The organism is Bacteroidia bacterium (assembly GCA_037045145.1).
In the GTDB taxonomy this organism is placed as follows: Bacteria; Bacteroidota; Bacteroidia; order AKYH767-A; family OLB10; genus OLB10.
The window spans coordinates 781295-795502 of record JBAOIA010000011.1; the positions used below are offsets into that span (position 1 = coordinate 781295).

Sequence of the window (14208 nt, forward strand, 5' to 3'; positions counted from 1 at the left end):
ATAATCACAACAAATGAAATACTACTTTGTTGTTACATCAGAATACCTGCTAATGTTGCAGACAGATAAGATGCCAGTGTACCACAGACCAATGCTTTTAGCCCAAGCTTGGCAAGATCGGCTCTGCGCGAAGGTGCGAGTTCACCAATGCCACCTACCTGAATAGCCACAGAGCTGAAGTTTGCAAATCCGCAAAGGGCAATACTTAAAATTGTTACTGCCTTAGGCGACATTGTTTTCATTGATGCAGTAAAATCAACATAGGCAACAAATTCATTGACGGCAAGCTTGGTGCCCAGTAACTGACCTGCTGTATGCACATCCTGCGAAGGTACACCCATCAGGTATGCAAAAATCGAAAACACAGCTCCCAGAATTTCTTTGAGACTAAGTTTGGCTAAATCAATGTTGATTGCACTCAGACTTAAACCCCAATCAGCAAGATGTCGCCCGCAGAAACCAAGTGTTGCGTCAATCAGCGCAATTAATGCAATGACACCAATGAGCATGGCAATTACATTCAATGAAACTTTTAGTCCATCGCTGGCACCATGAGAAATTGCATCCATCAGATTGCTGTGCGTCTTTTTTATTTCAAGCTTAACGGTGCCTTTTGTTTCTGACTCTTCTGTTTCGGGATAAACAATTTTAGAAATTACCAATGCTGCCGGTGCAGCCATAATACTTGCAGCAAGAAGATATTCTGCAGGTACACCCATAGAAATGTAAACAGCCATAACACCACCGGCAATGCAGGCCATACTGCCTGTCATTGAGGCAAGCAATTCGCTCATGGTCATTTTACTGATGTAGGGCTTTATTAAAATCTGTGCTTCAACCTGACCCACAAAGGCTGACGATACATTACTCAATGCCTCGGCACCACTCACATTCATTATTGCCTTCATGCCTTTGGCAAAAACAGAAACAATACGTTGCATCAAACCAATATGATAGGCAATGCTTACTAAAACGGCCACAAAAATTATGGTTGGCATTATCTGAAACATAAAGATAAAACTGCTGGCCGGTCCAAACACTTCCGCAAGAGTTTCTTTCTTGATTAATACACCAAATACAAATTCACCACCACTCAATGCATAGTCTAATATTTTAGTAATGAAATCGGCTATTTTGTGAAACAACATTTGTCCGATACTGGTCTTCAGAATAAAAAATGCCAGAAGCAATTGTAACCCCAATCCACTTAGTACCAATCGTAAATTAATTGCTTTTTTATTGTTAGACATCAGGTAGGCAATACCCAGAATAAAGAGGAAACCAAAAATTCCGAAAAAACGATCCATAATATTGAGGTTAAAAATGTAAACTGCCTTTGTTGAATTTTAAAGGGCTTTCAAAAATAGATAAATTTTATTTCTGTAAGGTGAATGTGATGTTGGCAATGTGCACTAAACCTATTCACGACTATTCTACGCAGTTTACTTAAGGGTCAAAAGCGTTTTTTTTACGATGAAAACAATGTAGATATCCTTCTTGTTGTGTCCAAACAAATTTATTATTTTATTTGTTGAAAGCAATATGAATTCTTGCAAGCGCATACTCATTGCCGGAGGCAGTGGTTTCATTGGCAAACAGCTCACACAGTTGTTCATTCAGAATGGAATGGAAGTGCACATATTAAGCAGGACCAAAAAAGCAGTTTCAGGGGCACAAACATTTTATTGGAGTACAGAGTCGAATTTGATTGATGATGCTTGTCTGGAAGGCGTAGATGCAATTATTAATCTGGCAGGTGATGGTATTGTAGATAGACCTTGGTCAGATAAACGTAAAACAGAAATTTACAACAGCAGGATAAATGCTACCAAACTATTGTTTGATTTAGTTTACAAGCACAAAAATCAGGTTTCGGCATATATTGGTGCATCTGTCATTGGTGTTTATCCCGAAGGCATTAATCTGACAGAAAACACCTTGCCTGCAGATACCTTCTTAGCAAAGCTATGTCATCAATGGGAACTAGAACACCTGATGTTTGAACAGAGAGGCATAAGAACCTGTATTGTAAGAATTGGTTTGGTGATGAATCCGCAGGGTGGTATGCTAAAAGAAATACTGAAATCTTTTAGGTTTTTTATAGCACCTGTTTTTGGAAACGGCAATCAGTGGCAGAGTTGGATTTCAATTAATGATTTGTGTGGTTTGTTTTTTTATTTACTTTCAAATAATCAGCTAAACGGCATCTATAATGGCGTAGCACCATGTCCATTGATGGCCAAAGATATGATACAACAAATTAGAAACTCACGGAAAATGCCAGGTGTTCTGGTGCATATTCCTTCAGGTGTTTTAAAATTGATGATGGGTGAGCGTGCAGAGATGTTATTAGCTAATCAGCAGGTAATGTCAGACAAAGTTCAGGCAATAGGATATAATTATATCCATCGGGATTTTAGTAGTATTTTTAAGCAGAAGTAACTGTTTAATTTTTTGATGTAACTTACTTCGGCAATGCCACAAGGGGTTGAATTGTTATGGCAGCATTTAATAAAAATTTCAGTTAATCCAACCTCATGATACAGTGTCGAAATTGTTCTACACTGTTAGTAATCAAATGGTTTGAGTTATAATAACAGGCATTGGTTAGGTTAAATTTACCCATATTATTTTGTCTTTCGCCCAAAACACGTGTTTTGGGGAAACGGGCTTTCCTAATTTGCATGAACTAATTTTTGAAAAACAATCAATAACAATTAAAAACAGTTACAAAATGAAAGGAATCGCAAACCTGATGAAGTTAACCTTCGTCACAGCATTAATGTTTACGGCAAGTGACATTAATGCACAAACAACAATTACTTATACTGCAAATGGAACATTTACTGTTCCTGCCGGGGTAACCACAGTGAAGGTAGAAGCCTGGGGCGGTGGTGGTGCAGGTGGTGGTGCTGCACCTGCACTTGGCAATGTAGCAGCAGGAGGTGGAGGCGGTGGTGCTTATGTAAAAAATATTTCAGTTGGGGTTACTCCCGGTGCTGCCATTTCTGTTACGGTAGGTGCCGGTGGCTTAGGAGTTTCTGTAGCTGATGGAAATAATGGGGGTAATTCCGATTTTGGTGGTTTGGTAACAGCCAATGGTGGCAAAGCTGGTAAAAAGGCACCGAATGGTGCGGGTGGTGGTATAACAACAGGTACTCAAAACGGAGGTTCCGGTGCAGCAGGTTCCGGTGGAAATTCAGGCGGAGGCGGTGGTGGTGCAGGAGCAACGGGCAATGGAGGTAATGCATCAGGTTCAACCGGTGGTTCCGGTGGTTCCGGTGGCGGAGGTACAGGTGCCAATGGAAGAAGTAGTAATGGAGATGGGCATGATGCTACAGGCCTATCTGCCGGTGGTGGCGGTGCAAAAAGTGGATTTTTTGGTGGTAACAGATCAGGTGGTGATGGTTATAGAGGTCAGGTAAAAGTGACATATACATGCGCTACCTTCAGCCTTACAGCCACTAATGGAACAAGTCCTATTTGTGTTTCATCTCCTACTTCAGTGATAACCTTAACCGGAACAGCAGCTTCGCTGCCTGTGGGCGATTATGTGGTTACCTACAACAGAAGTCTTCCTTCAGGTTCTAATCTTACCGCTTCTATGTCTGTACTTACAGCAGGTACAGGTTCGTTTACTGCAACCGGATTAACATCAGCAGGTAACAGCACAATTACAGTTACCAATTTAACTTCATCCTATTGCAGCAGCAATATTTCTACCAATCGTACTACTGTGATTAGTGTTGCAGGTAGTGCCCCTGCACAACCTGATGTTATTACAGGTGCTCCTGCCAATGTATGTCCTCCAACAGGTAGCTATACGTTAAGTACCAACAGTGCAGGTGCAGATTCATACAACTGGTATTTAGGTACAGGCATCAATGGTGTAACTTTTTTAAGTGCTAATGGAAGTAATACTATGGATGTTCAGTTTGGAACAACTTCAAACTCATCTTATATTATACGTGTAGAGGCTACCAATGCTTGTGGAACTTCGTCATACCGTCCTGTATTAATTAGAAGGGCAACTTCTGTTCCTTCGGCTGTTAGCGGACTAAAGACAGCCTGTGCCAGCACATCTGATACTTATATTGCAACCGCAGTAGATGGTGCTACAGAATATGTGTGGTCTATTAGTGGCGATGCTTCAGTAACAGGAAATACAAACAGTGTTACTGTAAACTTTGGCCCAACATGGACAGGCGGAACACTTTGTGTTGCTTCAAAAGTGGGATGTTTTACCAGTGCCACAAAATGTATGGCATTAACAACATCTGCAACTCCTTTAAGTACAGTTTTGGGTGGAACATTTAAAGCTTGCCCGAATGGGTCGCTTAATTTTAATGTAACAGCAACACCCGGTGTGGCAACCTACAACTGGACAGTGCCCACAAATGCTTCTATAAACAGTGGACAAGGTACAAATACTATTACCGTTGACTTTAATTCTAGTTATAACAACACAGGAAATATTTGTATGACAGCTACCAGCATCTGTGGAGTAGTTGCACCTACTAAATGTAAAAGTGTTTCTCCCGGATTGCCTGCAGTGCCTGCAACCATAACCGGTGGAACCAATGGTTTGTGTAATCAGACAGAACCATTTTCAACACCAATAATGGCAGGTGTAACAAGCTATAACTGGACGGCACCCGGAACAGTTAATGGCAATGGAAATAATGCTGTAACAATTGATTTTGGTGCTTTAACAACAGGACAGGTTTGTGTGAGTGCATCCAATGCATGCGGAACAAGCAATACACGTTGTACTGCAATTAAAGGTGCGCCAAATACTCCGGCTTCAATAACTGCAACACCCAATACATGGTGTCCAAATACAGCAGGAGTTGAGTTTAATGCCAATATTGCTAATGTAACCGGTGCTTATACTTTAAGTTGGACATATCCTGAAACATCTGCAAATTATGTTTCAGGTGGCGGTAACTCAAGCACATTAACACTTGACTGGACAACAGGAAATGGTGCTGTGATGCTGACGGCATCTAATTCATGCGGTTCAGGAACCAAGGTGTTCAATGTTGTTTTAGACAACTGCCGCGAAGCAGGCATTGATGCTACTCAACAGTTTGAAGTGTATCCTAATCCGGCAAATGATTTAGTCAATATTTCATATCAGTCAGATGCTAAGGAATTGATTAAAGTTTCACTGATGGATTATTCAGGTAAACTTGTTTATATTCAAAATATACAAGCAGGTTCAGGAATGAATAACTATTCTTTAGATGTTTCAAAATTTGCACCCGGAGTTTATATGTTAAACATACAATCAATAAACGGCAATATGCAACGTAAGTTGATAAAACAATAATAAAGATTTATTTAAAAAAGCGAGGCTGTTTCCATGCGGAAACAGCCTCGCTTTTTTTATGCCTGATTTTAAATCAGGAAAAAACAAAAATGATTAGACTGTTATTTTTTCAATAGCGTTTTTAACTTCTTTCATCAGCCAGAGTGGAGTTGAAGTAGCACCACAAATACCAACAGTATTAATGCCTTCAAACCATGAAGGATCTAATTCTTCTGCTGAAGAAATAAAATAGCTTTTATCATTGGTAGCCTTGCAGACACTGTACAGTGCTTTTCCGTTGGACGATTTTTTGCCACTGACAAAAACAACCACATCATGCAATGATGAAAACCTGCGCATCTGTGGTTCGCGGTTGCTTACCTGACGGCATAAAGTGTCGTTGGTAATAAAATCAGTTTCTTCAAGCGAGCCTTTTTGCTTTACTATGCGTTGCTGTATGGTTTTTTGCATCTGTTCAAAACCCAGCGTGCTTTTAGTTGTCTGTGAAAAGAAGTGTACAGGCTTGTTAAAATCTATCTGCTCCAGATCTTCTTCTGTTTTAACAACAATTGCTTTTCCACCTGTTTGTCCTACCAGACCATTCACTTCGGCATGACCTTTCTCACCATATATCACCACCTGACCATTTCCTGTATCTGAAATTTCGTCAAAGCTGCCTCTTACACGATTTTGTAACTTCAGCACAACAGGACAAGATGCATCTATAAGTTCAATATTGTTATTAATTGCTGTTTGATAAGTTGAAGGTGGTTCGCCATGTGCTCTGATAAGCACTTTGCAATCGTGCAATTGTTGTAATTGTTCGTGATTAATAATTTCCAAGCCTTTGCCTTTAAGTCTGTCAACCTCCATATTGTTATGTACAATATCGCCAAGACAGTATAAATGCCCGTTTACATCCAGCTCTTCTTCGGCCTGTTGAATGGCATATACCACACCAAAGCAAAATCCGGAATTAGAATCAATAGTAACCTGCATAAAGGAAAAATTATGTGCAAAAGTATGACAATAACGTTTTAATCGCCCAATGGTTTAATCTTATGACATTTCTATTTCAAATCCATCGTAGGCTAAAAACACATTTGGTGGTAATTCCTGTTCCACATCGCTGTGTTTTCCAAGCTGATGGCTGATGTGTGTAAGATAGGCTTTTTCGGGCTGCAATTCTTTAATCAACTCAAGTGCTTCTTGAAGATTAAAATGAGAAACATGTTTTTCACGTCTCAACGCATTGATAACTACAATTCTACTACCTTTTATTTTTTCTTTTTCTTTTTCGGAAATGAAGTTGGCGTCTGTTATGTAAGTAAAATCACCAAACCTATAGGCATTGACAGGTAATTTGTAATGCAACACTTCAATAGGAATAAACTCAAGCCCTTCAATGATAAATGGATGCTCATCAATAGTAATCATGTTTACCTCCGGCACACCGGGATATTTAAAGTCATGAAAAACATAGGGAAACTCTCTTACCAATGCTTCCTGAACACGCAAAGTAGCATAGATGTCTATTTTTTTTTGCAACACATAATTGAATGCCCTGATGTCGTCCATGCCTGCCACATGATCTTTATGCTCGTGAGTAAAAATCAATGCTGTGAGGTTTTTAATTTCTGCCCTCAGCATCTGTTGTCTGAAATCAGGGCCTGAGTCTATGACAAAACTGCTGTTGCCGTGTTGAATGTGAATGGAAGTGCGTAAACGCTTGTCACGCGGGTCATTACTTTGGCAAACAGCACATGAGCAGGCTATTACCGGAACGCCTTGCGAAGTGCCTGTGCCTAAGAATGTAACTTTCAATGATCAGCGTCTGTGGTATTAGGTAGTGTAACGGGCTGAAGTTCCTCATTTTCCATAGCTGCAAACAGTTCCTGTCTTTTAGTAGAAAGCAACTGTTGGGACTCCAGCAGATTAATGATTTCGAGCAAAGCACTGCAACGGGTTTCCATAGCAGAAAACTTGTTTACCATCACTAACTTTTTGGATTCCAGCAGACAATAACCGTTTTTGAAATTGCCTTTTTCGTAGCGTACTTCATATCCACTTTCCAGCAGATGTTCTTCTAACTTTTTTAAATACTGAGGGGTGAACTTAGCCATATTGTTTTTAGAGGTTCTGTAGTTACAAAATTAAAAAGAATAACAGGATAATACTGCTTATAGAAGATGTTTTATTAACAACAGAATAAGACCCACTGAAATTGCAGATAAGCTGAAAATTATTTTCTTTGCACCGCTTTCCGATAAATTGTTAATCAAAAAATTAGCTACATGATTTTAGGCGTACCCAAGGAGTTAAAAGACCGCGAAAGGCGGGTAGCACTGACCCCTGATGTTGTTAAAAGTTTAGTAGCCTCCGGCTACAATGTTGTTGTTGAAAATGGTGCCGGTGAGGCTTCTTTTTATACAAACGACCAATATAAAAATGCCGGAGCAACACTTGGTGATAAAACACAGGTTTACAACAGCGATGTTGTGTTGAAAGTTAATGCACCACAACCGGCAGAAATTGCGCAGATGAAAAGAGGTGCAGCACTTATTTCTTTTATGTGGGCTGCTACAAATACAGAATTGGTTGAAGCCTGCAAACAAGCCGGAGTTAATGCGTTTTCAATGGATGCCATTCCACGTATTTCCAGAGCACAAAAAATGGATGCACTTAGTTCGCAGGCCAATCTTGCAGGATATAAAGCTGTTATTTTATGTGCAGACACGTTGGGAAAAATTCTTCCAATGATGACTACTGCTGCAGGAACCATCCGTCCTTCTAAAGTAGTGATATTTGGTGCAGGAGTAGCCGGGTTGCAGGCAATTGCCACCGCTAAACGCCTTGGCGCAGTAGTGGAGGTGAGCGACATCAGACCTGAAACAAAAGAACAAGTTCAGTCACTCGGTGGAAAGTTTATTGAAGTAAAAGGTGATGATAGTATAAAAATTGAAGGTGGTTATGTGAAAGGTGTTTCAGAAGAATTTTTGAAGAGACAGCAGGAATTAGTAGCAAAACATATCAAAGAAGCAGACATTGTAATTACAACAGCATTAATTCCCGGAAAGAAAGCACCGTTGTTAGTGACAGAGGAGATGGTTAAGAGTATGAAAAACGGCTCAGTTATTTTAGACATGGCAGTAGAGCAAGGTGGGAACGTAGTTGGAAGCGAACTGAATAAAACGGTACAGAAGAATGGTGTAACCATTATTGGCGAAAGCAATATCCCCAGTTTATTACCGATGAATGCCAGCGACCTTTATGCAAAGAATATTCAAACTTTTTTACTGCACCTTACCACCAAAGATGGATTTAAATGGGAAATGGAAGAAGAAATAACCAAAGGAAGTTTAATAGTGAAATCTTGAATCAATTTAAGTATAAAAAATTATGACTGAAATTATCAATTTTATCGGAACGCATCAGGAGATTATTTTCTTTATCATCCTATCAGTATTTGTTGGAATAGAAGTTATTGGTGGCGTACCTACTGTATTGCACACTCCACTGATGTCGGGTGCCAACGCCATACATGGTGTGGTTATAGTGGGCGCCATTATAGTGATGCTCAATGTTGATGCTAACGATTATTTAGCGCTTGCATTAGGCTTTCTTGCAGTAGTGCTCGGTACACTCAATGTGGTAGGTGGATTTGTAGTTACCGACCGCATGTTGGAAATGTTTAAGAAAAAATAAGAGTACCGAAAAAAAATTAAAGAAATCAGCACATGACACCTGAAGTACTATATAATATCAGAACCATTAGTTACATCATAGCTTCTGCAACATTTATCATTGGTTTAAAACGTATGGGTAATGCCAAAACTGCACGTAACGGTAACCTTATTGCCGCAGTAGGGATGACCTTGGCCATTATTGCATCAATATTTATTCATGTCAACAAAACACAAACAGCAATAGGTGATGAATTTGTAAAAGTTGAAACACCGGGGTTCATTTACGCATTAATTTTTGCAGCCATCATTATCGGAACTATTATTGGATGGCTGACAGCTAAGAAAGTGCAGATGACAAAAATGCCAGAACTGGTTTCTATGTTCAATGGTATGGGTGGTGCCTGTGCAGCACTTATAGGATTAATGGAATTTCATCACAACACCGGCAATACAGGCGCATTGATTGCAATTGTTCTGGGCTTGATTATAGGTAGTGTTTCTTTTTCAGGAAGTATCATTGCATTTTTGAAATTGAACGGCACCATGAACAAGCCGGTGAGATTACCTTCTTACAATATCATCAATACGTTGGTGATGATGGGTGTATTTTCATTTGGTGCTTATATGATTTTCAGTGGAACAGAAAGTACAATGTTGCTGTATTTATTATTTGCCGCTGCTTTGGTTTATGGAATTTTGTTTACCATACCAATTGGTGGTGCCGATATGCCTGTAGTAATTTCATTACTCAACTCCTTTACCGGACTTGCAGCAGCTTTCGGTGGTTTCTTGTACGACAACAAAGTGATGCTCACAGGTGGTATTCTGGTGGGCTCTGCGGGCACACTGCTGACACTGGTGATGTGCAAAGCAATGAACCGTCCGTTGAGCAATGTAATTTTTGGTGCCTTTGGTGGAGGCAATACCACTGCCGGTGATGGTCCCGATGTTAAAGGAAGTATTAAAGATATGTCTGTTGCCGATGCTGCTGTTTTGTTGAATTATTCAAAGAAAGTTGTGATTGTTCCCGGTTATGGATTGGCAGTAGCGCAGGCTCAACATGTCATTCACGAATTGGAAATGTTACTTGAAGAAAGAGGTGTGGAAGTCAAGTACGCCATCCATCCTGTAGCTGGTCGTATGCCCGGACACATGAATGTGTTGCTGGCAGAAAGTAATGTGGACTACGGCAAGTTGGTAGAGATGGAAGAGATAAACCCTGAATTGGAACAAACCGATGTGGTGTTGGTAGTTGGTGCCAATGATGTAGTGAATCCTGCTGCAAAAACAGATCCATCATCACCAATCTACGGTATGCCTATTCTGGAAGTTGATAAAGCAAAACATATTATCGTAAACAAGCGCTCCATGAATGCAGGTTATGCCGGTATTGACAATCTGCTGTTTTACGATCCGAAAACAAGCATGCTGTTTGGTGATGCGAAAAAAGCATTGACAGAACTGGTAGCAGAATTAAAAACTATGTAAGATCTGTTTTTCCTGGTATAGGTACTTTTATACTCGGATACCGATTATCAAAACATCATCAACCTGCTCGTTGTCTCCTTTCCACTCATTGAAGTAGTTCTGTAAATAAACTTTCTGTTCACTCATGCCAAGGTGTTGAATAGAAACTAAAATGTCTTTTAGTTTTTTAGTCATTAATTTTTTGCCATAGTCACCACCAAACTGATCGGCATAGCCATCAGAAAAAAGATAAATGGTGTCGTTTTGCTGTAAATTGATTTTGTGATTGGTGAACTGATTGTTGTGTTTAATCTGTAGTCCTCCAATGGGAAATTTGTCTGCTGCATAAACAAAAAGTTCGTTGTTTCTGATTAGCCATAATGGTCTGTTGGCACCGGCAAATTCTAAACTCATTTTTTCTGCATTAAAAGAGCAGATAGAAATATCCATACCATCATGAGTTTCGCTTTCATGTTGTTTTAGCGAATTGATTATACCTTCGTTCAAAGCATCTAAAACCTCTGAAGGAGTGGTAATATTTTTTTCATTGATTATAGATTTGAGTAAAGAACTTCCGATGATACTCATAAATGCACCTGCTACACCATGACCGGTACAATCTGCAGCAGCTATTATATGTTTGTTGTCTTTTTCTGTAAACTCATAAAAATCACCACTGACAATATCTTTTGGCAGATAAAGAATGAATGATTTGTCAAGTGTTTTGTAAATGGTATTTAAGTTAGGCAGAACAGCGGACTGAATTCGTTTTGCATAAATGAGGCTGTCAGTGATTTCTTTATTCTTGTTCAGGATTTCGTTGTTTTTCTCTTCAAGCTCCAATGTTCTTTCTGTTACTTTGTTTTCCAGCAAAATATTTTGTTGAGCAAGAATATTTTTCTTCTCTGTTTCCTGCAATAAATTTTCTTCGCCAAGTCTTTTAATGGTTTGAACCTGTTCTATCAATTGAGTTTGATTCTTTCCATAACGTCTTGCCAATACAATAGCAACTGTAATTGGATAAACACCTGCACTGATTGTAAAAAGTGTATTTAAGATGTTGTCTGAAATATTTTGTTGATCAAAACTTTTAATTATTGAATACCCAATAGGAAGTAAAAAAAGCAAAATCCCTACTCCTGTACCATAAGTTAAAAGTTTTGCATCCCATTTTTTTTGCCCAAAACCTTGTACCCAATGATAGGCAATGGAGAATATAGAGTAAGAAAAAAAGATTATGGTGCTCAGGACTTTAATAACCGGCACTTCAAAGGTGCGAACAAAATTTATTGTAAGCGAGATGTCGTTGGGAATAATCAAAGCAATTAACATCACCATACACATGATGAAGAGTGGAGTTTTTGTTTTATGAATATTGTTTATTGCTAATGCCATGAAAATAGCCAGCAATTCCAGCGAAATCAAAAAAGAATAAGTAGAAATTACATTAACAACAGGAGTTTGTGGCAGAACATTGGAAAGGTATTGAATAGCTGTGGCTAAACAATATAAGCCAAAGAATAAATATTCTTTATTTCTGATAAAGAAATAAAACAAAATTAGCACTAAGGCAAATGAAAAATAAAATGTGGCAACAGCGTTGTGTCTGACTTTGTCGTTTTGTTCTGCCTTTTGATTTTCAAGTGCCCATTTTTCTTCTCCTAACCTTAAATGAAGTGAAAAAGTTTTTACATTCGGATCTGGCAGATAGAGAACCTGCAAAAGATTTTTTTGTTGCGACAATACAAAGCTTTTGTAATTTTCTTTTAAAGCCTGAAGGTCTGTATATTTTACAGAATTATTAAAAACACCATCTGAAGTAAGTGTGGTAGTATTCAACAAAACTTTTACCGAACCGGTGGTACTGTAAAAAAGATATTTCACTCTATTGAGCATATTGCTATCAACCAAAAATGTAGTAGAAAGTAAAAATGCTTCAGGTTCGTGCCTGCGGAAAAAGAAAGTGTCAATGGAAGATGTATTAAAGGAGTTTACATTACCATCTTTATTATAAACTGTAATGTGCCAATTAAAGTTTCTTAATGCATTCAGGCTATAAAGGGTATCTTGTTTGGCAGGCTTTGATCCAAAAAAATTAAGGGTATCGGTTCTTGTGTTTGCATACCCTGAAAAGTAACTGAGACTTAGGAGTATAAATAGAAAATAGCGATGAGAAAAAGATGAGTCATTAAAGTTTATGAGCATACATATCTTATTGCAGGGCTAATTTAACGTAAATTAGCAACATGAGAATAGCAAAGGAATGATAAATGAGCAGTAATGGTGATAAACTAAATTGATATTTTATATGTTTAGATAAGATGATTACTGTAATTATACCATCTCTTAATGAAGAAGAGAATATTGGAAGTGTAGTATTGTTTGCAAAGGAAAACCCATTGGTAACAGAGGTTTTGGTTGTAGATGATAAATCAATTGATAGTACCGTTCGGATTGCTCAGGATAGTGGTGCACGTGTCATTACAAGTACTCGAATTGGGAAAGGGGGCTCTATGCGTGAAGGGGTGATGTTTGCTACCAATGAAGTGGTTGTTTTTTTAGATGCAGACATTAATCCTTACCCTCATTTTACAATTAAACTGTTAACAGAACCAATTTTACAAGGTGGTGCTGATTTTGTGAAATCTTCTTTTAACAGAAATGCAGGACGTGTAACAGAACTTGTAGCAAAACCAATGTTGAGTATTTTTTTTCCTGAACTGTTGCAATTTCAACAGCCTTTGAGTGGAATGATAGCCAGTAAGAAATCATTGCTTCAAAAGTTAGACTTCAGAGAAGACTATGGTGTAGATATTGGGATACTCATTGATATGCACTTAATGCATGCTAATATTCAGGAGGTAGATATTGGGTATATTGAGAATAAAAGTAAACCATGGCAGGCTTTGGGAAAAATGAGCAAAGAAGTTGCACAAACGATCATCTTAAAAGCCTCATCATCCAACAGTCCGCACTATAATTTTGAAGAGTTTGGCGTGTTAAATGAAATTAGGTCACAAATGGATTTTGCATTGGCAAGTCAACAGGAGTCCCTCAACAAACTGATTGTTTTTGACATGGATAATACAATATTGCGAGGACGGTTTATTGATACCTGTGCTGATAAATTTAATTTTAAGACACAGTTAATGGATATTCGCTCGTCTGAAACAGATAGTACCATCCTGACCAAAAGAATTGCCAAGCTTTTAAAGAATAGAACTATTGATGAACTGATTGATGTTGCAGACAGCATAGATATTGTTGCAGACACCGAGAAGATTATTGATAATTTAAAGATTCGGGGTTATGTTGTAGGTATTATTTCTGATAGTTATGATTGCATCACCAATCATGTCAAAAATAAATTAAGGATGGATTTTTCACTATCAAACGAATTGGAGTTTTCCAAAAGCATTTGTACAGGAGAGGTAAAAATCCCATCTTTCTTTGTAAGCAATGAAAACAGCTCATGTAAGCATGTATTATGCAAAACCAATGCCCTCCATAAACTATTAGAGAAGTATAATATTAAGAAAGAAAACAGTGTAGCGATTGGAGATAGTATGAATGATCTTTGCATGATTAAGGAGGCTGGCTTAGGCATTGCATTTTGCTCTAAAGATGAGCTACTCAACCACCATGCAGATTTGATTATTCGGAAACCGGAATTTAGCGAATTGTTGAACCTTGCAAAATAGGTTGAACTAAAAAATGTAGTTGTGAAAAACGGGGGTTAAGAAA

The 14208-nt window shown here is 38.4% G+C and carries 11 protein-coding genes; 6 read left to right on the forward strand and 5 right to left on the reverse strand.

Annotated elements, in window-relative coordinates:
* Positions 1–32: 32 nt before the first annotated feature.
* Positions 33–1307 (reverse strand): nucleoside transporter C-terminal domain-containing protein, encoded by a 1275-nt coding sequence (locus V9G42_04485; GenBank protein MEI2758678.1) that lies wholly within the window; start codon positions 1305–1307, stop codon positions 33–35.
* A 235-nt stretch (positions 1308–1542) separates the two neighbouring features.
* Here V9G42_04485 and V9G42_04490 point away from each other — a divergent pair, with 235 nt between their 5' ends.
* Complete coding sequence (locus V9G42_04490) at positions 1543–2442, forward strand: TIGR01777 family oxidoreductase (protein ID MEI2758679.1); 900 nt, start codon at positions 1543–1545, stop codon at positions 2440–2442.
* Between the two features lie 292 nt (positions 2443–2734).
* Positions 2735–5332: a T9SS type A sorting domain-containing protein gene (locus tag V9G42_04495; protein MEI2758680.1), complete on the forward strand. Its 2598-nt coding sequence runs from the start codon at positions 2735–2737 to the stop codon at positions 5330–5332.
* Between the two features lie 93 nt (positions 5333–5425).
* Here V9G42_04495 and V9G42_04500 read toward each other — a convergent pair whose 3' ends face one another.
* The 3 genes from V9G42_04500 to V9G42_04510 are packed head-to-tail and all read right to left on the reverse strand — an operon-like array spanning position 5426 to position 7434.
* Complete coding sequence (locus V9G42_04500) at positions 5426–6310, reverse strand: 4-hydroxy-3-methylbut-2-enyl diphosphate reductase (GenBank protein ID MEI2758681.1); 885 nt, start codon at positions 6308–6310, stop codon at positions 5426–5428.
* Between the two features lie 60 nt (positions 6311–6370).
* Entirely contained in the window at positions 6371–7135 is a 765-nt protein-coding gene (locus V9G42_04505; protein MEI2758682.1) for an MBL fold metallo-hydrolase, read from the reverse strand.
* Complete coding sequence (locus V9G42_04510) at positions 7132–7434, reverse strand: hypothetical protein (GenBank protein MEI2758683.1); 303 nt, start codon at positions 7432–7434, stop codon at positions 7132–7134. The genes V9G42_04505 and V9G42_04510 overlap by 4 nt, the downstream gene beginning before the upstream one ends.
* A 171-nt stretch (positions 7435–7605) precedes the next feature.
* Here V9G42_04510 and V9G42_04515 point away from each other — a divergent pair, with 171 nt between their 5' ends.
* From V9G42_04515 to V9G42_04525, 3 genes are read left to right on the forward strand one after another with little or no spacing between them, the layout of a single operon-like run.
* Positions 7606–8688: a Re/Si-specific NAD(P)(+) transhydrogenase subunit alpha gene (locus V9G42_04515; GenBank protein MEI2758684.1), complete on the forward strand. Its 1083-nt coding sequence runs from the start codon at positions 7606–7608 to the stop codon at positions 8686–8688.
* Between the two features lie 22 nt (positions 8689–8710).
* Positions 8711–9016 (forward strand): NAD(P) transhydrogenase subunit alpha, encoded by a 306-nt coding sequence (locus tag V9G42_04520; protein MEI2758685.1) that lies wholly within the window; start codon positions 8711–8713, stop codon positions 9014–9016.
* 32 nt (positions 9017–9048) lie between these two features.
* Complete coding sequence (locus V9G42_04525) at positions 9049–10485, forward strand: NAD(P)(+) transhydrogenase (Re/Si-specific) subunit beta (protein MEI2758686.1); 1437 nt, start codon at positions 9049–9051, stop codon at positions 10483–10485.
* A gap of 27 nt (positions 10486–10512) precedes the next feature.
* Here V9G42_04525 and V9G42_04530 read toward each other — a convergent pair whose 3' ends face one another.
* The gene (locus V9G42_04530) at positions 10513–12669 is read right to left on the reverse strand and encodes a SpoIIE family protein phosphatase (GenBank protein MEI2758687.1); all 2157 of its coding nucleotides are present in this window, start codon (positions 12667–12669) and stop codon (positions 10513–10515) included.
* 116 nt (positions 12670–12785) lie between these two features.
* On the opposite strand from V9G42_04530, the gene V9G42_04535 reads away from it, so the two are divergent.
* Complete coding sequence (locus tag V9G42_04535) at positions 12786–14165, forward strand: HAD-IB family phosphatase (GenBank protein MEI2758688.1); 1380 nt, start codon at positions 12786–12788, stop codon at positions 14163–14165.
* The last annotated feature ends 43 nt before the right edge of the window (positions 14166–14208 follow it).

Excerpts from the sequence above, each read along its gene's own strand:
- V9G42_04525 (MEI2758686.1), top strand. The coding sequence starts at position 9,049 with ATGACACCTGAAGTACTATATAATATCAGAACCATTAGTTACATCATA.
- V9G42_04535 (MEI2758688.1), top strand. The coding sequence starts at position 12,786 with ATGATTACTGTAATTATACCATCTCTTAATGAAGAAGAGAATATTGGA.
- V9G42_04500 (MEI2758681.1), bottom strand. The coding sequence starts at position 6,310 with ATGCAGGTTACTATTGATTCTAATTCCGGATTTTGCTTTGGTGTGGTA.
- V9G42_04530 (MEI2758687.1), bottom strand. The coding sequence starts at position 12,669 with ATGCTCATAAACTTTAATGACTCATCTTTTTCTCATCGCTATTTTCTA.
- V9G42_04520 (MEI2758685.1), top strand. The coding sequence starts at position 8,711 with ATGACTGAAATTATCAATTTTATCGGAACGCATCAGGAGATTATTTTC.
- V9G42_04515 (MEI2758684.1), top strand. The coding sequence starts at position 7,606 with ATGATTTTAGGCGTACCCAAGGAGTTAAAAGACCGCGAAAGGCGGGTA.
- V9G42_04490 (MEI2758679.1), top strand. The coding sequence starts at position 1,543 with ATGAATTCTTGCAAGCGCATACTCATTGCCGGAGGCAGTGGTTTCATT.
- V9G42_04495 (MEI2758680.1), top strand. The coding sequence starts at position 2,735 with ATGAAAGGAATCGCAAACCTGATGAAGTTAACCTTCGTCACAGCATTA.
- V9G42_04485 (MEI2758678.1), bottom strand. The coding sequence starts at position 1,307 with ATGGATCGTTTTTTCGGAATTTTTGGTTTCCTCTTTATTCTGGGTATT.
- V9G42_04510 (MEI2758683.1), bottom strand. The coding sequence starts at position 7,434 with ATGGCTAAGTTCACCCCTCAGTATTTAAAAAAGTTAGAAGAACATCTG.